Annotated in this window: 16 protein-coding genes; 9 read left to right on the plus strand and 7 right to left on the minus strand. The window is 70.6% G+C overall.

From position 1 onward, the window contains the following. The first annotated feature begins 150 nt into the window (after positions 1 to 150). Positions 151 to 1,416, plus strand: a complete 1,266-nt coding sequence (locus P2P98_RS00010) for a DUF2254 domain-containing protein (protein ID WP_275795978.1) — start codon at positions 151 to 153, stop codon at positions 1,414 to 1,416. A 137-nt stretch (positions 1,417 to 1,553) separates the two neighbouring features. Further along, positions 1,554 to 1,748: a PLDc N-terminal domain-containing protein gene (locus tag P2P98_RS00015; RefSeq protein WP_275795979.1), complete on the plus strand. Its 195-nt coding sequence runs from the start codon at positions 1,554 to 1,556 to the stop codon at positions 1,746 to 1,748. Between the two features lie 4 nt (positions 1,749 to 1,752). Here the strand turns inward: P2P98_RS00015 and P2P98_RS00020 are convergent, their stop codons facing one another. Beyond that, positions 1,753 to 2,649 (minus strand): HAD family hydrolase, encoded by an 897-nt coding sequence (locus P2P98_RS00020; protein ID WP_275795980.1) that lies wholly within the window; start codon positions 2,647 to 2,649, stop codon positions 1,753 to 1,755. Further along, on the minus strand, positions 2,646 to 3,914 hold the full coding sequence (serS, locus tag P2P98_RS00025; protein WP_275795981.1) for a serine--tRNA ligase: 1,269 nt from the start codon (positions 3,912 to 3,914) through the stop codon (positions 2,646 to 2,648). Before serS ends, P2P98_RS00020 begins: the two co-directional genes overlap by 4 nt. A 234-nt stretch (positions 3,915 to 4,148) precedes the next feature. Here serS and P2P98_RS00030 point away from each other — a divergent pair, with 234 nt between their 5' ends. From P2P98_RS00030 to P2P98_RS00040, 3 genes are all read left to right on the plus strand, one after another. Beyond that, positions 4,149 to 5,438 carry a diacylglycerol kinase family protein gene (locus tag P2P98_RS00030; protein WP_275795982.1) on the plus strand — a complete coding sequence of 430 codons (1,290 nt, stop codon included), beginning with the start codon at positions 4,149 to 4,151 and terminating at the stop codon, positions 5,436 to 5,438. Between the two features lie 75 nt (positions 5,439 to 5,513). Next, complete coding sequence (locus tag P2P98_RS00035) at positions 5,514 to 6,884, plus strand: deoxyribodipyrimidine photo-lyase (RefSeq protein ID WP_275795983.1); 1,371 nt, start codon at positions 5,514 to 5,516, stop codon at positions 6,882 to 6,884. Between the two features lie 41 nt (positions 6,885 to 6,925). After that, positions 6,926 to 7,723, plus strand: a complete 798-nt coding sequence (locus P2P98_RS00040; RefSeq protein ID WP_275795984.1) for a nucleotidyltransferase domain-containing protein — start codon at positions 6,926 to 6,928, stop codon at positions 7,721 to 7,723. A gap of 69 nt (positions 7,724 to 7,792) precedes the next feature. On the opposite strand, the gene P2P98_RS00045 is transcribed toward P2P98_RS00040, so the two are convergent. Both P2P98_RS00045 and P2P98_RS00050 read right to left on the minus strand, forming a co-directional pair. Beyond that, entirely contained in the window at positions 7,793 to 8,215 is a 423-nt protein-coding gene (locus tag P2P98_RS00045) for an Asp23/Gls24 family envelope stress response protein (RefSeq protein WP_275795985.1), read from the minus strand. A gap of 121 nt (positions 8,216 to 8,336) precedes the next feature. After that, positions 8,337 to 8,642, minus strand: coding sequence for a hypothetical protein (locus P2P98_RS00050; RefSeq protein ID WP_275795986.1), 306 nt, complete (start codon positions 8,640 to 8,642; stop codon positions 8,337 to 8,339). Between the two features lie 99 nt (positions 8,643 to 8,741). Here P2P98_RS00050 and P2P98_RS00055 point away from each other — a divergent pair, with 99 nt between their 5' ends. Next, a complete protein-coding gene (locus P2P98_RS00055) occupies positions 8,742 to 9,779 on the plus strand; it encodes an LLM class flavin-dependent oxidoreductase (RefSeq protein ID WP_275795987.1) in 1,038 nt (345 codons plus the stop codon). 170 nt (positions 9,780 to 9,949) lie between these two features. Here the strand turns inward: P2P98_RS00055 and pheA are convergent, their stop codons facing one another. After that, on the minus strand, positions 9,950 to 10,912 hold the full coding sequence (pheA, locus tag P2P98_RS00060; protein ID WP_275795988.1) for a prephenate dehydratase: 963 nt from the start codon (positions 10,910 to 10,912) through the stop codon (positions 9,950 to 9,952). A gap of 229 nt (positions 10,913 to 11,141) precedes the next feature. Here pheA and P2P98_RS00065 point away from each other — a divergent pair, with 229 nt between their 5' ends. Continuing rightward, positions 11,142 to 13,367 (plus strand): glycosyltransferase family 2 protein, encoded by a 2,226-nt coding sequence (locus tag P2P98_RS00065; protein WP_275795989.1) that lies wholly within the window; start codon positions 11,142 to 11,144, stop codon positions 13,365 to 13,367. Further along, entirely contained in the window at positions 13,364 to 14,908 is a 1,545-nt protein-coding gene (locus P2P98_RS00070; RefSeq protein WP_275795990.1) for a carbohydrate-binding protein, read from the plus strand. Before P2P98_RS00065 ends, P2P98_RS00070 begins: the two co-directional genes overlap by 4 nt. Here the strand turns inward: P2P98_RS00070 and P2P98_RS00075 are convergent. Continuing rightward, positions 14,875 to 17,040, minus strand: a complete 2,166-nt coding sequence (locus P2P98_RS00075; protein WP_275795991.1) for an ATP-binding protein — start codon at positions 17,038 to 17,040, stop codon at positions 14,875 to 14,877. The genes P2P98_RS00070 and P2P98_RS00075 overlap by 34 nt on opposite strands. Further along, entirely contained in the window at positions 17,033 to 17,686 is a 654-nt protein-coding gene (locus P2P98_RS00080; protein ID WP_275795992.1) for a response regulator transcription factor, read from the minus strand. The genes P2P98_RS00075 and P2P98_RS00080 overlap by 8 nt, the downstream gene beginning before the upstream one ends. A 137-nt stretch (positions 17,687 to 17,823) precedes the next feature. On the opposite strand from P2P98_RS00080, the gene pgm reads away from it, so the two are divergent. Beyond that, positions 17,824 to 19,378, plus strand: a 1,555-nt coding sequence (gene pgm, locus P2P98_RS00085) for a phosphoglucomutase (alpha-D-glucose-1,6-bisphosphate-dependent) (protein ID WP_275795993.1), incomplete at its 3' end; no start/stop codon positions are given.

The raw sequence follows: 19,378 nt of genomic DNA on the forward strand, positions 1-19,378 counted from the left end.
AACCCACGGGACATTGCTGCCCACTGGTTTTCAAGACCAGGTCCATCGGCCGCTCGGACAACCCTCCCGGTCGTCCGAGTCTACCGAGGGTGCAGCGGAGCGCGCGTCCAGCCCCCGCTCCCACGCGCGGGCCTGACTAGCGTCGAGCGCATGGCGAGAGCAGTGCGCGGGTCGGTGGCATCCTTCTTCCTTCGTCTCGGGCGCCAGGTGTGGGTGCGGGCGGCGATCTTCACAGTGACCGCGGTGCTCGTCGCCTTGGCGGCGCGGTTCCTCGGGCCGCTGCTGCCGTTCTCGCTCTCCATCGACCTCGGGCAGAACGCGGTCGGATCGCTCCTGCAGATCCTCGCCACGGCGATGCTTACTGCGAGCACCTTCTCGGTGACGGCGATGGTCACCGCCTTCTCCTCCGCCACGACAACGGCGACCCCGCGCTCGACCTCGCTGCTCATCGCCGACCCGACCTCGCAGAACGCCGTGTCGACGTTCGTCGGAGCCTTCGCATTCTCTCTCGTCGGGATCGTCGCGCTCTCGACCGGCTACTACACCGACCAGGGCCGGACGATCCTCTTCGTCGGCACGATCGTCATCATCGCAATCGTCGTGGTGACTCTTCTCCAATGGATCTCGCACCTCGCCACCTTCGGGCGCATGGCCGACGTGATCGACCGCGTCGAGAAGGCTGCGACCACCTCGCTCGAAGTGTTCGCCGCCTCCCCCGCGCTCGGCGCGCGTCGAAGCACCGGCACCCCCGCGGATGCCGAAGCCGTGGGCGCTGAGGAGGTGGGCTATGTCACGCACGTCGACATCGCCGGCCTCGATCGGCTCGCGCGTTCCCACGATGTCGACATCCACGTGCACGCCGCACCGGGCCGCATCACCGACGCCCGCGTGCCACTCGTGTTCGTGCGCGGAACAGTCAAAGACGGCCTGAGATCCGGCATCCGTCGCTGCTTCCGGATCGAGCACCACCGCACCTATGAACAGGATCCCCGGTTCGGGGTGATCGCCCTCACCGAGATCGGCAGCCGCGCGCTCTCGGCCGCGACGAACGACCCGGGAACGGCGATCGAGGTGATCGCGGCCCTGCAGCGCGTCTTCACCCGGGCCCTTCTCACCGAGCCGACGCGCGATGTCGAGCATGAGCGCGTCTCCGTGACCCCGCCGACGTGGGGAGACCTCGTTCACGACGCCTTCCGCCCACTCGCGCGCGACGGAGCGGCCGACATCGAGGTCCAGGTGCGCCTCCAGAAATGCCTCGCCTCACTCGCCGCGACCGCACCTAACCGCGCGGGCATGTTTCGGGATGCCGCGCGCGCGGCGTTCGACCGCAGTCGACGCGCGCTCGATCGGGGCGATACGCGGGTCCTGCGGACGGCGATGCAGGAGGCCTGGGCGGGGTCCGGCATCCGTTCCTGAACGAACGCTAAGCCGCGGGTATCGGTTCTCCCAGCGCACACCATCGCCGCTTGAATCCGCCCGCGAGCAGGCGTAAACCGGGGAAAACAGCCCACCGCCCTCCGCAGCGGGCCCTGTTCGACAAGGAGGGGAACCCCATGCTCATCGTCTTCGCGCTCATCTATGCGGCATCCATCTGGGCCACCGTCGTCACCGTCCGTGACGCGCACGTCTCCGTCGGTCTCAAGGCCACGTGGGCGACAGCGCTGCTGCTTCTGCCGCCGTTCGGGCTGCTGGCGTGGCTGGTCGCGAGCGTCGCGAGCCACCGTCCGGGGCACGCCGCGCACATCTAGGGGGCTACAGCGCGCGCAATACCGCGGCGACGCCACCCTCGGTCACCGAGAGGCCGACCTCGCCGGCGGCAGCGTGCACCTCGGGGGGTCCCTGGTGCATCGCGATCGCGCGGCCGCCGTTGCGGACGGCCCACTGCATCATCTCGATGTCGTTCCGGCCGTCGCCCATGACGAGCACGCGCTCCGCCGGGATGCCCAGCCACCCGCGCACGAGTTCGAGCGCGGTGGATTTGTCGACGCCCTGCGGGGCGATGTCGAGCCACGCCGTCCAGCCGATCGCGTACGAGACCTGGCTGAGGCCGATGCGCTCGACGAGCTGGAGGAAGTCCTTGTCGGTCTTCTCGGGAGCGACGACGACGACACGGCAGACCGGCCGTTCGGACAGCTGATCGAAGGTCACGCGGTTAGCGCCCTCGAGGTTCCAGTCGTCGAGGTAGTCGGTGAACAGGCGCGAGCCGTCGGGAAGCTCGACAAGGAAGTGCGCCCCCGCGAGGTGCTCTCCGAGCAGGGTGAGCACCTCGGTCGGATCGAACGTCTCGATGTGCGCGCGCTCGTAGGGCGCGGCATCCCCTTCTCCGATCCGACGCATCACGATCGCACCGTTCGAGCACACCGCGTATTCGGGACGGATGCCGAGGCGGTCCATGATCGTGTGGGTGCTGTCCCAGCTCCGACCGGTGGCGAGCATCACCTCGTGGCCCGCCGCCTGAGCATCGGCGACGGCCTCGACGACGCCGGGGCTGAGCGTGTCGTCTTCGAGGAGCACGGTGCCGTCAACGTCGAGCGCGATCAGCATCCGCGCGACGGGAGCGTCGGCGAGGTCGGCGACGACGTCAGCCGCCTCCTGCTTGGGCGCGCTCTCGACGGCGCCGGTGTCGGGGAGAGCGGCCTCGTCGGTCACGCGATCGGCTCCATGACCTCGAGGCCGCCGAGGTACGGGCGCAGGACCTCGGGGACCGTCACCGACCCGTCTTCGCGCTGGTGCGTCTCGAGCAGGGCGACGATCCAGCGCGTGGTCGCGAGCGTGCCGTTCAGAGTGGCGACGGGCTGGGTCTTGCCGCCCCCCTCGGGGCGGAAACGCGTCTCAAGCCGGCGCGCCTGGTAGGTCGTGCAGTTCGAGGTGCTGGTCAGCTCGCGGTAGGCGTCCTGCGTCGGGACCCAGGCCTCGATGTCGAACTTGCGCGCGGCGCTGGAACCGAGATCGCCCGCGGCGACGTCGATCACGCGGTACGCCAGCCCGAGGTCTTGCAGCATGCCCTCCTGCATCGCGACGAGACGGTCGTGCTCGGCCTCGGCATCTGCCGGGTCGGTGTAGACGAACATCTCGAGCTTGTTGAACTGGTGCACGCGGATGATGCCCCGGGTGTCCTTGCCGTAAGAACCGGCCTCGCTGCGGTAGCACGTGGACCACCCGGCGTAGCGCTTCGCGCCGCGCTCGAGGTCGAGGATCTCGTCCATGTGGTAGCCGGCGAGCGGGACCTCGCTCGTGCCGACGAGGTAGAGGTCTTCCTTGTCGAGGTGGTAGACCTCATCGGCGTGCTGGCCGAGGAAGCCCGTGCCGCGCATCACCTCGGGGCGCACGAGCGTCGGCGGGATCATCGGCGTGAAATCGGCCTGCAGCGCGCGGTCGAGCGCGAGGGTCATGAGCGCGAGCTCGAGACGGGCACCGATGCCGGTGAGGAAGTAGAAGCGGCTGCCCGAGACCTTGGTGCCGCGTTCCATGTCGATGGCGCCGAGCTTCTCGCCGAGCTCGAGGTGGTCGCGCGGCTCGAAGTCGTAGGTCGGGATCTCGCCGTGCGTGCGGAGGGTGACGAAGTCTTCCTCGCCGCCGGCGGGGACTCCCTCGAGCACGATGTTCTCGATCTTCGCCAGTGCTTCGTCGGCGGCGGCCTCGGCCTCGCTGACCGCGTGCTGTGCGGCCTTGACCTGCTCGCTGAGCTGCTTGGCCTCGGCCACGAGCGCGGCCTTCTCGTCCTTCGGCGCCTGCGCCACCTTCTTGCCGTGCGCGTTCTGCGCGGCGCGCAGCTCTTCGAAGGCGGTGATGGCGGCGCGGCGGTCGCGGTCGGCGGCGAGGGCCTCGTCCACCGAATCCGGCGACTCCCCGCGGGCGATCTGGGAGCGCTTCACGAGCTCGGGATCTTCACGCAGCAGAGTCAGGTCGATCACGCGTCCATCCTACGGTCGCACCCGACCGCTGCTTCCGCCTCGGGCGGGGCACACTGATCGGCAGACACCCGGGCGTGTCTTCGCGACGACCGACGTCTCGGCATCCTCCCGTCGTCTGCGCCTGCCCGCGGGACGAGCCGGCGACACGCGCGGCTCATGCGCGCGCGGCATCCCCTCGTCAACCCCGTCTCTTCAGCCGGTTCGCACCCCTCGCGCGGTCCTATGGTGGATGCCATGGCCGCCCCTGACGAGCCGCGTGACGACGCGGAGTCCCCCGAGAACGTCCCCCACGACGCCCCCGCCGACGTGAAGGCCGACGCGGCCGCAGCCGATGGCTCCCACGAGCACTTCGACGCCGCTCGCCTGGGTGACGACGTGGCCGATCATCCGCGCAAGGACGTCCCGCATCCGAAGGACGCCGCGGAGCCGGACGACACCATCCATCAGCCGGAGGACGTCGCGCCCGACTCGTCGGCGGAGATCCCGGGCAAGACGCAGCGCGTCGACGCCGAGGGCGGCGAGGCTCCGATGGACGCCGAGCCCACGCGGAAGAAGCGCGCCGCCCTCGTCTACAACCCCACGAAGGTCGAGCCCGAGGTGCTGCGTGCCCGGGTGGCCGAGCTCGCCGCCGACGCCGAGTGGGCCGAGCCGCTGTTCTACGAGACGACCGTCGACGACCTCGGCGACGACGCGACCCGCGCCGCTCTCGACGAGAAGGTGGATGCCGTGCTCGTGGCCGGCGGCGACGGCACCGTGCGTGCGGTTGCCGAGGCCCTCACCTCCACCGGAATCCCGCTCACGATCGTGCCCAGCGGCACGGGCAACCTCCTCGCGCGCAACCTGAACCTCCCGCTGACCGACACCGACGCGATGATCCGCGCCACCTTCGAGGGCGACATCCATTCCATCGACACCGGGCTGGCTCGCATCCGCCGCGCCGACGGCGAGGTCGAGGAACACGGGTTCTCGGTCATGGCCGGCATGGGCCTGGACGCCGCGATGATCCAGAACACCCGCGACGACCTGAAGAAGCAGGTCGGCTGGGTCGCGTACGTCGACGGCGCCGCCCGCTCCCTCGTGAACGCGAAGCCGTTCCGCGTGATGTACCAGTTGGACGAACACCGCCTGCACTCGGCGAAGGTGCACAGCGTGCTCTTCGCGAACTGCGGCGCCCTGCAAGGGGGCGTGGCCTTGATCCCCGACGCCTCCATCGCCGACGGTCGCCTCGACGTAGCCGTGCTCCAGCCGACCGGAGTGCTGGGCTGGCTGGGCGTGTGGAGAAGCATCGTGTGGGACAACTCCGTTCTGCGCCGCTTCCGCGCCGGTCGCCGTGTGCTCGAACGCCGAAAGGACACGTCGGTGCGGTACCTCCGCGGCACGGGCATCGAGCTCGCGACGGCCCCGGCACAGCCGATCGAGCTCGACGGCGACGAGTTCGGCGAGGCGACGCGCATCTACACGCGCATCGTGGCGGACGGTCTCGTCGTGGCACTGCCGAAGGGGCACGACGTCTCGACGCTCTGACGGGGCCGGCGGGCCGATCGCGCGGGCGGGTGTCAAGCCCGGATCGACGGATGCCGCGGTGGATAGCGTCGGGGGATGGCTTCGCCCTCGATCGTGTGGTTCCGCGACGACCTCCGACTGACCGACAACCCCGCGCTGCGCGCGGCCCTCGACCGCGAGGAGCCGATCGTGGCGCTGTATGTCCTGGACGAGGAGTCCGACGGGGTGCGCCGGATCGGCGGGGCGGCGCGCTGGTGGTTGCACGGGTCTCTGGCATCCCTCGGCGAACGTCTCGAAGAGCGCGGCGGACAGCTGGTGCTGCGTCGAGGCCGCGCGTCCGAGGTCGTACCGGCCGTCGTCGACGAGGTCGGTGCGGGGGCGGTGTTCTGGAACCGGCGCTACGGCGGAGTCGAGCGCGAGATCGACGCGGAGCTCAAGGAGAAGCTGCGCGACGACGGCGTGACGGTCGCGTCGTTCGCGGCGAACCTCCTCTACGAACCGTGGACGGTGCGCACGCAGGCCGACAAGCCCTACGGCGTGTACAGCCCGTTCGCCCGCGCGGTGCAGAAGCTTCCCGCTCCGCGTCCGCCGATGCCGGAGGCGCTCAAGGTGCCGGGGTTCGACGGGCACGTCGACGGCGACGAACTCGGTGCCTGGGACCTGCTGCCCACGAAGCCCGACTGGGCCGGCGGCCTGCGCGAGACGTGGGAGCCGGGCGAGCCGACCGCGAAGACACGGCTGCGGGAGTTCCTCGACGACGACCTCGGCGACTACTCGACCTATCGCGACGAGTTCGCGGGAGGCGCGACCTCGAACCTCTCGCCGCGCCTGCGCTGGGGAGAGTTGAGTCCCTACCAGGTGTGGCACGACACGATCGAGCACCGCGGCTCGGGAGAGCACGCGAAGAGCGCGAGCGGGTTCCTGTCGGAGCTCGTGTGGCGCGAGTTCGCGTGGCACGTCACCTACCACTCCCCCGACATCGCGACCGTGAACTGGCGCCGCAACTTCGACGCGTTCCCCTGGCCGCGCCTGAACCGCGCACACCTCGAGACCTGGCAGCAGGGCAGAACGGGCGTCGCGGTCGTGGATGCCGGGATGCGTCAGATGTGGAAGACCGGCGTCATGCACAACCGGGTGCGCATGGTGACGGCATCCTTCCTGATCAAGAACCTGCTGATCGACTGGCGACACGGGGAGCAGTGGTTCTGGGACTGCCTCGTCGACGCGGATGCCGCGAGCAACCCCTTCAACTGGCAATGGGTCGCGGGATCCGGCGCGGATGCCGCCCCGTACTTCCGCGTGTTCAATCCGGACACGCAGCGCAAGAAGTTCGACCCGCACGACGAGTACGTGCGGGAGTGGGCACCGGAGTTCCTGAGCGAGAATCCGCCAGAGCCGATGGTCGACCTCGGCGAGACGCGTCGGCGGGCGCTCGACGCCTACGCCGAGGTCCGGCACGGCGGCTGACGGCTCCCCGTGCGCACGACGCCGGGCGCTATCGTCGAGCGATGCGCGCCGTGCCGTCTTCCCTCGACCCCACCGTCGTCGCCGAGATCGACCGGAGGTTGGCGACCGTCGAAGCCGAGCACCGGGTACGGATCCGGTGGGCGATCGAGAGCGGAAGCCGCGCGTGGGGATTCCCCTCGCCCGACAGCGATTACGACTGCCGCTTCCTCTTCGTCCGGCCCGTGGAGAGCTACCTCTCGCTCTGGCCCGAGCGGGATGTGATCGAGACACCGCTCGACGAGATCTTCGACGTCAACGGTTGGGACCTCGCCAAGACCGTCGCGCTGATCGTGAAAGGTAACGCCACCGCTATCGAGTGGCTCAACTCACCCATCGTCTATTCGGGAGACGAGACGTTCCGCGCGGACCTGCGGGCACTCGCCGAGGAGACCGTGGAGCGCGCCGCGATCGGTCGGCACTATCTGCACGTCGCCCGCCAGCAGCGAGCGGGCGCGAGCAGCCTGAAGCGGTTCTTCTACGCCTTGCGGCCGGCAGCCGCCCTGCGCTGGCTCGAGACGCACCCCGACGCCGTGGTCCCACCGATGGACCTGCCTCGCCTACTCGCTGAGGGCGATGTCGGCGGCGATGTGCGCGACGCCGCGACCGAGCTGATCGCGCTCAAGGCGCGGACGCGCGAGCTGGGCACCGGGGCAGCTCCGGACGTGCTCGAACGGTTCGTCACGGACCAGATCGAGGCGGCTGCTCCCTTCGAAGACGCCCCCCTGCACAAAGACCCGGCGATGGTGCGCAGCATCGCGGATGCCTTCTTCCGCTCCCAGGTGACGTCCCCGTCCCGATGAGCACCTGCTCCGGCCTCCGGACACGCGAAAGGGGCGCCACCTCTCGGTGACGCCCCTGACAGACGGGTGTCAGTTGACGCGCGTGTCGTCCGCGGCATCCTCGTCGTCGTCGCCCGGGATGTAGACGTCGACCACGGTCACGTTGATCTCGGCGACCTTCATGCCGACGAGCTCGGTGATGGCCTGGTGCACGGCCGCGCGGACGTCCGACGCGACACGCTGCAGCTGCTCGGGGTAGTCGACCTGGATCGCGATGTCGGCGGCGACCTCGGTCTCGCCCACCTCGACGCTCACGCCCTGCGCGTAGTCCTTCGCGCCCACGGCCTGGCGGATGTTGCCGATCACGCGGGCCGCACCGCCACCGAGGGCGTGGACGCCGGGAACCTCGGCCGCGGCGATGCCGGCGACCTTCGCGACGACGGCGTCGACGATGACGGTCGAGCCGCCGTCCTTCGTGGCGGTGGTGGGGGTGGTGTTCGTGGTGGTGGCCATGTCACTTTCCTTCCGTCGTCTCCGGGACCGTGTGTCCCGCGATGTCATAGGTAAGACGGGGCGGGAAGCGGATTCGTCACGGCGACTGCCTGGGAGAAAGCTGAGGATGGATGCCGCCGGCTCAGTCGTCGAAGAACCCGCCGTACGGGTCGTCGGAGTCGCCCGTGTCGCGCGCGTCGTACGGCACGGTCTCGACCGAGAGGATCGCTCGCGAGTGCGGGGTGAAGAGGGCGCTCACCTCGCGATTGCCGACGACGACGAACGACACGAAACCGCCGCCCGCGTGGACGGCATCCTCGATCCGCGCCTTCAGCGCGACGAGGTCCTGCCCCTGCGCGAGGAAGAAGGATGCCTCGTCGATAGCGATCTGCGTCCGCACCATCGTGCTCCTGTCGCTTGGCATGTCACCGGGCTGATCGTCGTTCATGCCCGGGAGGCTAGGTCGCCCGGCGGCACGTGGCGAGGGGGGTTGCCGTCTCGGCACCCACGGAATAGAGGGCGTGTCCGCGGGGTTGTCTCGGGGGTGATGCCCTCCCTCTCTGTTCTCGACCTCGTCCCGGTTCGCACGGGACAGACCAGCGCTCAAGCCGTGGCCGCGGCTCTCGACCTGGTGGAGCGCGCGGACCGCCTCGGCTACCGCCGGTACTGGTTCGCCGAGCATCACAACATGCCCGCTGTGGCGTCGACGACTCCCCCGGTTCTCATCGCGGCGGCCGCCGCCCGCACCTCGCGCATCCGCGTGGGGTCGGGCGGTGTGATGCTGCCGAACCACTCGCCGCTCATCGTGGCCGAGCAGTTCGCCGCACTCGAGGCGATCGCCCCCGGCCGCATCGACCTCGGTATCGGCCGCGCGCCCGGCAGCGACCCGGTCATCACGCAGCTGCTGAACCGCTCCGGCACCACGAGCGACGTCTCGCGCTTCCCCGACCACGTGACCGACATCATGGCGCTCACCTCCCCCGAGGGGGCCACGGTCCGGTTCACCTCGGGCACCGAGTATCAGGTCAAGGCCACCCCCTTGGCATCCGGGATGCCGGAGATCTGGCTGCTCGGTTCCAGCGATTACTCGGCGCAGCTCGCGGCTTCGTTCGGTCTGCCGTACGTGTTCGCGAACCACTTCGCCGGCGAAGGGCTGGAGCACGCGCTGCGGCTGTACCGGGACCAGTTCGTCCCGAACGAGTCGGGCGCGGGGCCGCGCACCTTCGTCACCGCCAATGTCGTCGCCGCCCCCACCGCCGAGGAGGCCGAGGAGCGCGCGCTGCCGCAGCTGCGGATGATGGCGCGACTGCGCACGAACCGTCCCCTGACGCCGCTCGAGACGGTGGAGCAGGCGAAGGCCGATCCGTTCGACGCGATGGCGCAGTCGATCATGGCCTCGACGCGGCAGAAGTGGTTCGTGGGCACGGGTGCTGACGTCCAGGCGCAGCTCGCCGCCTTCGCCGCGCAGCACGGCGTCGACGAGATCATGGTGTCGCCCGTCGCGGGCGCGTACGACGGCGAGGGTTCTGAGGGGCGCGCCCAGACGCTCGAGCTCATCGCGGCGCCGGCGGCCGTCGCGGCCTGACGGTCTGTGGTCCCGGTCCCTTCGACAGGCTCAGGCACCTCCGCAGGCTCAGGGACCTCCGCAGGCTCAGGCACCTCCGCAGGCTCAGGCACCTCCGCCGCGCGACCACGCATGCATCGCACGCGAGGTGGCTGAGCCCGTCGAAGCCACCGGGAGCAGCGGGCGGGCCGTCAGGCCTCGGGCTCTCCGCTCAGCAGGCCGCGGAGCCAGTCACGGGCCTCGACGAAGACGTCGTCGCTGTACCGCTGCGGGTAGCGGACGATCGCGCGGTCCGCACGCGCGTACGAGCCGAGGAAGATCACCTTGGGGCTGAACCGGCGAAGGCCGAGGAGGGCATCGGCCATGCGCTCGTCCTGCACGTGTCCGTCGGCGTCGATGACGAAGCGATAGCGACCGAGCGCGTCGCCGATGGGGCGGGATGCCAGAAGGCTCAGGTTGATGCCCCGGGTGGCGAACTGCTCGAGCAGTTCGAGAAGCGCACCCGGGTGGTCCTCGGGCAGCTCGACGATGAGCGAGGTCTTGTCGGCCCCCGTCGGCGGGGCCGGGGCCACGGTGCGGCTCACGAGCACGAAGCGCGTCACCGCGTTGGGGTTGTCGCCGATGTTCTCGGCCAGCACCGCGACATCGTGGTGGGCGACGATGCCGGGAGCGGCGATCGCGGCATCCGCGGCGCTCGTGCCGTCGAGAACACCGAGGGCGCTCGCGACGTTGCTCTCGGCGGGCAGGTGCGCGTGCGCGGGCACGTGCTCGCTCAGCCACTTCAGGCACTGGCCGTACGCCACGGGATGAGCGGCGACGAGCGACACGTCGGCGAGGGTCGCGCCCGGACGCCCCACGAGCACGAAATTCACCGGCACGAGGTACTCGCCGACGATGCGCAGGCCCGGCACCGTGGCCAGCGCGTCCTGCGCGGTGGAGACGCCGCCGTCGACGGAGTTCTCGATCGCGATCATCGCGGCATCCGATCGCCCCTCGACGACATCCGCGAGCGCCTCGCCGACATTGCGGACGGGCCGCCAGATCTGGTCGCGCGCCTCGGGCACCTGGGCGAGCGCGGCCTCGGTGAAGGTACCGGCGGGGCCGAGGTAGCTGTAGGTACGGCGGACGGGGGTGTGGTCTGTGTCGGGCAGCACCGGCTCAGCCTAGTGCGCCGGGATCGAGCGGAGTTGTGCCGACCCGCTCGGTCGCGGCGGCCCCCTCGGCGGCGGAGCCCGGCATCCATTCGCAAACCACCTGAATCGGTGGGCGAACCACCCGTGCCGTCGACGACGAACGAGGACGATACGACGTAGGCGTCGACCCCCACCGATGCCTGCCCGGCGGGACCCGACCCGCCGGGCACTCGCTCGAAGGCCAGCCACCATGCCCGAGAAGACCATCGTCGTTCCTCCTCGCCGTCAGCGCGGAACCGACCGCGACGCGACACCGCAACCCGTCACGCACGCGCGCCCCTCCGCGCGACGCATCGCCCGCGCGCGCCTCGCCGTGGTGCTGTGCGCGCTCATGTGGGTGCTGTACTGCGCCACCGTCGTCGTCGCCCTCTCACGCGGCGGGGCGCTCGTCGACGCCGCCCAACTCATCACCACCGCGGTGTTCCTCGTCTCGGTCACGTTCCTCACCCTCTCGGCGTGCATGCACCTGCTCGCGCGCTCCGGCGCCCTGCCGCGATTCGCCGCCCACCGGCGGACGCGCCGCATCGTGCTCGACGAGCACTTCGCGGGCCGCGAGCCCCGGCTCACAGCGCTGCTGCCCTCGCGGGCGGAGGATCCCGCGCTCGTGCGGATGGGGCTGTGGTCGGTGGCGCTGCAGGAGTTCCCCCGCATCGACATCGTGCTGCTGCTCGACGACGACCCCTCCCCCGTCGACGACGACGCGCGGGCGGGGCTGGAGGGATGCCGTCGGCTCACCGACGAACTCACGGCGACGCTGCGTCCCGTCGTCGACCGGGTCGAGGCTGCCGCTGCCCGGATACGGGACGAGGCGATCGGCGATGCGGAGGCGACCGAGGTCGTGATGCGCGAGCACGCCGCGTGCGCCCAGTGGCTGCGGGCTCGCGCTGCGGAGGAACCCGCGACGACGCACGTGGAGGTGTTCTTCGTCGAACAGGTCCTGGGACGGCTCGCCGGCGAATTGGATGCCACGGCCACCGCGCTCAGCGAGGCCGCGGAGGCCGGGGAACCACCGCTCGCCGTCGAACGCGCCCGTCACCTGATGGATCGGCTCGTGCGGACCTTCGGCTTCCGAGCCCGGACCTTCGAACGGCGCCGGTACACGAACCTCCCGCACACGGCGAACAAGGCCATGAACCTCAACGCGTACCTCGGGCTGATGGGCGGCCGGTACCGCGAGCAGGCGGGGGTCGGGGGTGTCGCCCTCGAGCGGGTCGACGAGGGCCCCGCGGATCTCGACGTTCCCGAGAGCGACTACGTGCTGACCCTGGACGCCGACTCGATGCTGCTGCCCGGGTACTGCATGCGTCTGATCCACGCCCTCGAACAGCCCGAGAACGCCAGCGTCGCCGTGATCCAGACTCCCTACTCGGCGTATCGCGGAGCACCGACGCGCCTGGAACGGCTCGCGGGGGCGACCACCGACCTGCAGCACATCGTCCACCAGGGGCTGACCGCCTTCGACGCCACCTTCTGGGTGGGGGCGAACGCGATCCTGCGGTGGGAAGCCGTCCGCTCGCTCCGGCGTGAAAGCCGGGAGGACGGCATCCGCGTCGTCCGGTTCATCTCCGACCGCACCGCGATCGAAGACACCGAGTCGTCGATTGACATCGCCGCGCACGGGTGGTCGCTGCTGAACTACCCGGAGCGGCTGAGCTACAGCGCGACGCCTCCGGACTTCGGGACGCTGGTGATCCAGCGACGACGATGGGCGGACGGCGGGCTGCTCGTGCTGCCGAGACTGCACGCGTTGGCGCTCCAGCGTCGGCGCGAGGGGCGGCCGCTCGGGCTCGCGCAACGGCTGCTGAGGATGAACTACCTGGGCTCGGTGTCGTGGGTGACCCTCGGGCTGCTCGCGGTCCTCACGCTGTACCCGATGGACGGGCAGTTGGTCACGGTGCTGCTGCTTCTCATCGCCGTGCCGTACTTCACCGAGATGGCCTCCGACCTGCACGCGCTCGGCTATCACCGCCGGGACGTCGCCGCGATCTACGGGCTGAACCTGCTCCTGCTGCCCGTGAACCTCGCGGGAAGCGCCGCCTCTCTCGTCCAGGTGTTGAGCGGTCGACGAGCCCGATTCGCCCGCACCCCGAAGGTCTCGACGCGAACCCGCGTGCCCGCTCTGTATTTGCTCGCTCCGCTCGCGATCGCGGGCATCGCGATCGCGGTCGCCGTTCGATCCGTGTTCACTCAGGCGTGGGGGACGACGGTGTTCGCCGCCTTCACGGCGCTCGCGATCCTGTGGGCGATCACGCGGCTGATCGGCATCCGGCACACGGTCTCGGACCTGTGGTTCGCGTGGCTCGACTGGATCTGGGTCACCCCGGTGGTGCCGGCGCCCGCGCCCGACCTCGGTCGCGCGCGCTGGGCGGCCGTGCTCGACGACGGCCCGTTGGACGCGACCGGAGCCGTCGCGTGAGCCCCGTCATGGCACCCGCCCGCTCGCGCTTCGAGGGGCGACGCCTGTCGTTCGGGCGGGTCGCGTTGACCGTGCTCGCGGCTCTCGCCGTCGTCGGGGCCGGGGCCGCGGCTGCCGTCGTGCCCGTCCTCACGACGCCGGCCACCGCGCCGGGCTCGGACCGGTGGTTCGCCGGCTACTACGACGTCACGCTCGACAGCGGCGAGCAGCTCGCGCGGAGCACCATGGCCGAGGGCCCGGGCGGAATCGTGCTCGCGTTCGTCGTGGCGGCCGGAGACGCCGACTGCACGCCGACCTGGGGTAAGGCGTACACGCTCGACGACGCGGCATCACGATTCCACCTCGACCGCCGCGTGGAGCGCCTGCGCCGCGAGGGGCGCCCGCTCGCCGTGTCGTTCGGGGGCGCGATCAACACGGAACTGGCGTCGGCCTGCTCCACCGTGGACGCCCTCGCCCGCGCCTACGGTCTGGTTCTCGACCGGTACGGCATCGACGTCATCGACCTCGACATCGAGGGCGACGCGCTTCGCGACACCGCGGCGACGGCGAGGCGGGCGGCCGCGGTCGCCCAGCTCCAGCGGGAGCGCGCCGCGGACGGACGACCGCTCGACGTCTGGCTCACCCTGCCCGTGGCCCCGAATGGACTGACCGACGACGGTGTCGCGCAGGTGTCGTCGCTGATGGATGCCGGGGTGTCGATCGCGGGGGTGAACGCGATGACCATGAACTTCAACGCCGACGACCGCTCGGTGTCGATGGCCGACCTGTCGATCGGCGCGCTGCGAGCGACCGCCGCGCAGCTCGAGACCGCGTGGAACGAACGGAAGCTGCCGCTGCCCGCCGGAGGGGCGTGGTCGCTGCTCGGAGCGACGCCGATGATCGGGCAGAACGACGTCGAGCACGAGGTGTTCAGCCTCGACGACGCGCACGCTCTCGCGGCGTTCGCCGACGAAGTGGGTATCGAGCGCCTGTCGCTGTGGTCGGTGAACCGCGACCGCACCTGCGGCACCAACTACCCGCATCCGCGGACCGTGTCGGTGTCGTGCAGCGGCGTCGAGCAGGCGGGAGAGACGTTCTCGGACGTGCTGGGCGCCGGGCGCGACGGCACCCCCTCGGGGCGGATCGCGCCCGAAGACGACTCCCCCGTCATCGCGGACGATCCCGTGACCAGCCCCTTCCCCGTCTGGTCGTCGCAGTCGTTCTACTCGGCGGGCGTCTTCGTCGTGTGGCACGGGTCGGTCTACGTGTCGAAGTGGTGGAACGAAGACGGCGCGGTCCCGGATGACCCGACCCTGGATGCCGCCGCCTCGGCCTGGACCTACGTCGGTCCCGTGCTGCCCGGCGACAAGCCCTACGCCCTGCCTCAGCTTCCGGCGGGGACCTATCCCGAGTGGGTCGCGGGCGACCTCTACAACCAGGGCGACCGCGTCATGTACAACGGCAGCGGGTACGAGGCCAAGTGGTGGTCTCGGGGTCAACGCCCCGACCGATCCGTGACGGACCGGGACTACTCGCCCTGGAAGCTCGTGACCGAGCCCTGAGCGGCGCCCTCAGCGGTCCCGTGAGCGGCATCCTCGAAGAGGAGCGGTCGTCCGTCGATCGTGACGCTCGCCACCGTCTGTCTTCCCGGCGGAAGGAGCCGACCGACGGCACTCCGCTGCGCCTGGGCCACCGCGTCGACCATCCAGGTCGTCACGGCGCGGATGTCGGTGTCCGACAGGCTCTGGTCGCTGTCGTCGAGCAGGACCACGTCGACGCCGCGACCGCGCGCCGCCGCGACCGCTCCGCGCAGAGGCTCGCGAGACAGAGCGCCCGCGCGCAGGCCGTCGCGGAGGGATCCCTCGAGCGCGGCGTACTCCCGCCGGTCGGCGTCGGACACCGGGAGCCCCTCGCCGATCCGGGAGAGCAGCGGGACAACGGTGCGCGCCAGATCGTCGGTGCGCTCGCGCAGCTCCGCACTCGCGCCGCGCGACCAGCTCTCCTGCTCCGCCGCCGCGACAGCCTGATCATGGAGCGCGGCGACGCGTCGTTGCATCCGTCGGACGATCAGCAGCATCACCGTGGCCATGACGACGATGAGGGCGGGACGGGTAGTCAGGGTGAGAATTTGACCGACGGGAACGCGGTCGATGATCCCGCCGACGACAACCACGGCGACCACGACCGCCGCAGCGACCAGAGCGACACCGAACCGGCCCCGGACCGCGACCCCGACCAACAGGAACGCCAAAGCGACGATGGGCCAGAGCTCGCCGTACGTCATCGGCGCCGCGACCATGGTGATGACCGCCCCGAGCACCGCCGCCGCGACGACGACGATCGTCCGCCCCCGCGTGGGAACGAGTCCCGGGGATCGCCGGAGGACCTCCGCGGCGACGACGACCACGAGCAGGATCGCCAGCTGACGCGGCCACGAGGACGGAGCGTTGATCACCATGACAATGGCGCACAAAACCTGCAGTGCGACGAAGCCGACACCGACCAGGGCTGTTCCGCGCAGCAGAGATCGACGATCACCCAGCGCCGTGACCTCGGCGGCGCTCGCCGGGACGTATGACAGGACGACGCGCGTCCCCTCCCCCGGCGCGGACTCCACTCGTGCCGCGGTGCCGGGGAGCCTGGCCATCCGGCCGACGATGCTCTGACGCACACCCAGTCGATCGTCCGCGATGCGGGACGGGTCGAATCCTTCGCCATCATCGGCGATCTCGACCTCGACGACCCCGCCGCTCGCACGGACGCTCAGGGAGCGGCGTGCTCCGGGGGCATGGCGTCGGGCATTGTCGAGGGCCTGACGGGCGGCGCCGAGGATCGCCTCCCGGGTCGCGGGCGGCAACGGCGGTACGTTCTCGGCAGGGCCGACGAACTCGGCGCCGAAGGCGCGAGCCTCCGCCGCGAGAGCGGCTTCGAGAAGCTCGGCGCCACCGGCGTCATCGTCGACGAGACGTGTGAGCATGTCCGCCGCGCGCCGCGCCTGAGTGGCAAGTCGGTCCGTCGGCACCGGAAGCGGGGATGCCGCCAACGCGAGCGTCGCGAGGGCCTCGTCGTGCACGAGCGCTGCCGTGCGCGTGCGGGCCGCGAGTCGCCCCTTCTCGGCGTACTCGCGAGAGCCGGCCTCTCGTCGCGCGGCAGCCGCGTCGTCGAGCACCGCCCCCGAGGAGAGGACGTATCCGCCGAGGACGCAGATGACCGATGCGGTGAGGACCGCGTGCGCGTCGTTGATGACACCGTCGACGTCGAAGCCGCCGAACACCAGTCGATACAAGACCCCCGCCGCGGCCCCGTAGAGCACCGTCATCCAGCCCCACCGCATCCCACCCGCGACGAGAGCGGCCGCGACCGTGGCGCTCGAAGCCGTCAGTGGCCATGGCATCCGTTCCACGTGCCCTGCGTGCGCCGCCAGCGGGAACAGGGCGACGAAGACGACGTACATCGCCACCGCCACCGCGGCTCCGGCGCGGAGGGTGCGTGTCCCGAGCAGCGACGATAGGAGGCCGACAGCGAGAGTGACGGCCCCTGCGGTGATCCCGAGAGCGCCGTACCAGAGCGGGAGGACGTTGTTGCCCGGACTCACGAAGCCGGCGTTGACGACGGCGACGACGACTACCAGGAACGCTGACGCCCGCATGACGACGAGGCGGGCGGCGCGCAGGCCCCTCTTCTCGTCAGACACGGCGGGGGCCGGGGACGAACCCGTCTTCGATCCCGCGCTGATACAGCTCGACCTTGGACGTCGCCGGGCGGCCCACCAGTTGATAGACAGCGCGGATGCGCCGGAGGTGATCGTTGACGGTGTTCTCGGAGATGAAGAGCTGGGCGGCGACCTCTCGGGCGCCGAGTCCGGACGCGTACAGGCCGAGCACCTCCCGCTCGCGCTCGGTGAGGGGCGCGCCCTGCAGCAGCGGGTCGGCGTCGACGGCGGATGCCCACTCGGTCGTGGCGACGTGTTCGCCGGAGGCGGCCGTCGTGATCGCCTCGAGCACGGCTGCCGGCGGGGCGGACTTGCGGACGATTCCCGCCACGTCGACCCTCGAGGCCGCCCGCACGAGGAAGGGATCTTCACCCGAGGTGAGCACGAGGACGTGCGCGCCCCACCGCCGCAGGGAGGCGACGTTCTCGGCGGGAGTGGAACCGTCGCGAAGGCTCAGGTCGAGGAGCACCAGATCGGCGTCGCGAGGGCGGGAGACCAGAGCCGCGACGGTGTCGGCGTGCCGCGCAAAGCTCAGGCGCTTCGCATCCGCGAGGAGGTTCTTGACGGCCAGAGCGACCAGCTCGTGGTCGTCGACGATCGCCACGCGCGCATCAACTCCGGCACCCATGGCGATGAGTATGACGTATGCGCGTGCATAGGGTGAAAACTCGGGAAAAGGCCGACGGGAACGCTCCGGGCCGACGGATTCCCTTGGAATGTGCCGTCGCGTGTGCGCATGTCGGATGCACCGGGCAGACTGGGCACATGAGCAGTCGCGCAGGGCAGCCCGCAGAGGCATCCGATCTCATCGACATCGACGAACTGATCGCGGCGTACTACGACCGCAGACCGGATGCCGCGATCCCGGAGCAGCGCGTCGCATTCGGCACCAGTGGTCACCGCGGATCCTCGCTGAGCACGAGCTTCAACGAGGACCACATCCTCGCCACGACCCAGGCGATCGTCGACTACCGCGCCGCGCAGGGCATCACCGGACCGCTGTTCCTCGGTCGTGACACGCACGGCCTGTCGCTGCCCGCCGAGCGCAGCGCGATCGAGGTGCTCGTCGCGAACGGCGTCGACGTGCGCGTCGACTCCCGCGATTCGTGGGTGCCCACCCCCGCGCTCAGCCACGCGATCCTCACCTACAACCGCGGCCGCGCTCTCGACGACCCGGGCCGTTCCGACGGCATCGTCGTCACCCCGTCGCACAACCCTCCGCGCGACGGCGGCTTCAAGTACAACCCCCCGCACGGCGGCCCCGCCGACACCGACGCAACCGGCTGGATCGCCGATCGCGCGAACGAGCTCATCGCCGCGGGTCTCGAGGGCGTGAAGCGCACCCGTCACGCCGACATCGACCTCGACGGCCTGGGCCAGTACGACTTCCGTGACGCGTACGTGCGGGATCTGGCATCCATCATCGACGTCGACGCGATCAAGAGCGCCGGAGTCCGCATCGGCGCCGACCCGCTCGGCGGAGCGTCGGTCGAGTACTGGGCGCTCATCGCCGAGGTGTACGGCCTCGACCTCACCGTCGTGAACCCCGAGGTCGACCCGACATGGAAGTTCATGACGTTGGACTGGGACGAGAAGATCCGCATGGATCCCTCGTCGCCGTCGGCCATGGCGTCACTCGTCGCCGCGCGTGACGAGTACGACATCCTCACCGGCAACGACGCCGACGCCGACCGTCACGGCATCGTCACGCCCGACGCGGGGCTGATGAACCCCAACCACTACCTCGCGGTCGCGATCGACTACCTGTTCTCGCACCGGCCGAACTGGCCCGCCGACGCCGCCGTGGGCAAGACCCTCGTGTCGTCGATGATCATCGACCGCGTCGCGGCCTCGCTCGGGCGGCAGCTGCTCGAGGTTCCGGTCGGCTTCAAGTGGTTCGTCCCCGGGCTGCTCGACGGCTCCGTCGCCTTCGGCGGCGAGGAGTCGGCCGGTGCGTCGTTCCTCCGCAAGGACGGCACGGTGTGGACCACCGACAAGGACGGCATCCTGCTCTGCCTGCTCGCCGCCGAGATCCTCGCGGTCACCGGCAAGACGCCGTCGCAGCGGTACGCCGAGCTCGAGGCCGAGTTCGGTGCCTCGGCCTACCAGCGCGTCGACGCCCCCGCGTCGCCCGCGCAGAAGTCGGCCCTGTCGAAGCTGTCGCCGGATGCCGTGACCGCCACCGAACTCGCGGGTGAGCCGATCATCGCGAAGCTCTCGCACGCGCCCGGCAACGGCGCCGCGATCGGCGGCCTGAAGGTGCAGACCGAGTCCGCGTGGTTCGCCGCCCGCCCCTCCGGCACCGAAGACGTCTACAAGC

Origin of the sequence: Microbacterium sp. Kw_RZR3, from assembly GCF_029222405.1 — a bacterium.
Taxonomy (GTDB): Bacteria; Actinomycetota; Actinomycetes; order Actinomycetales; family Microbacteriaceae; genus Microbacterium.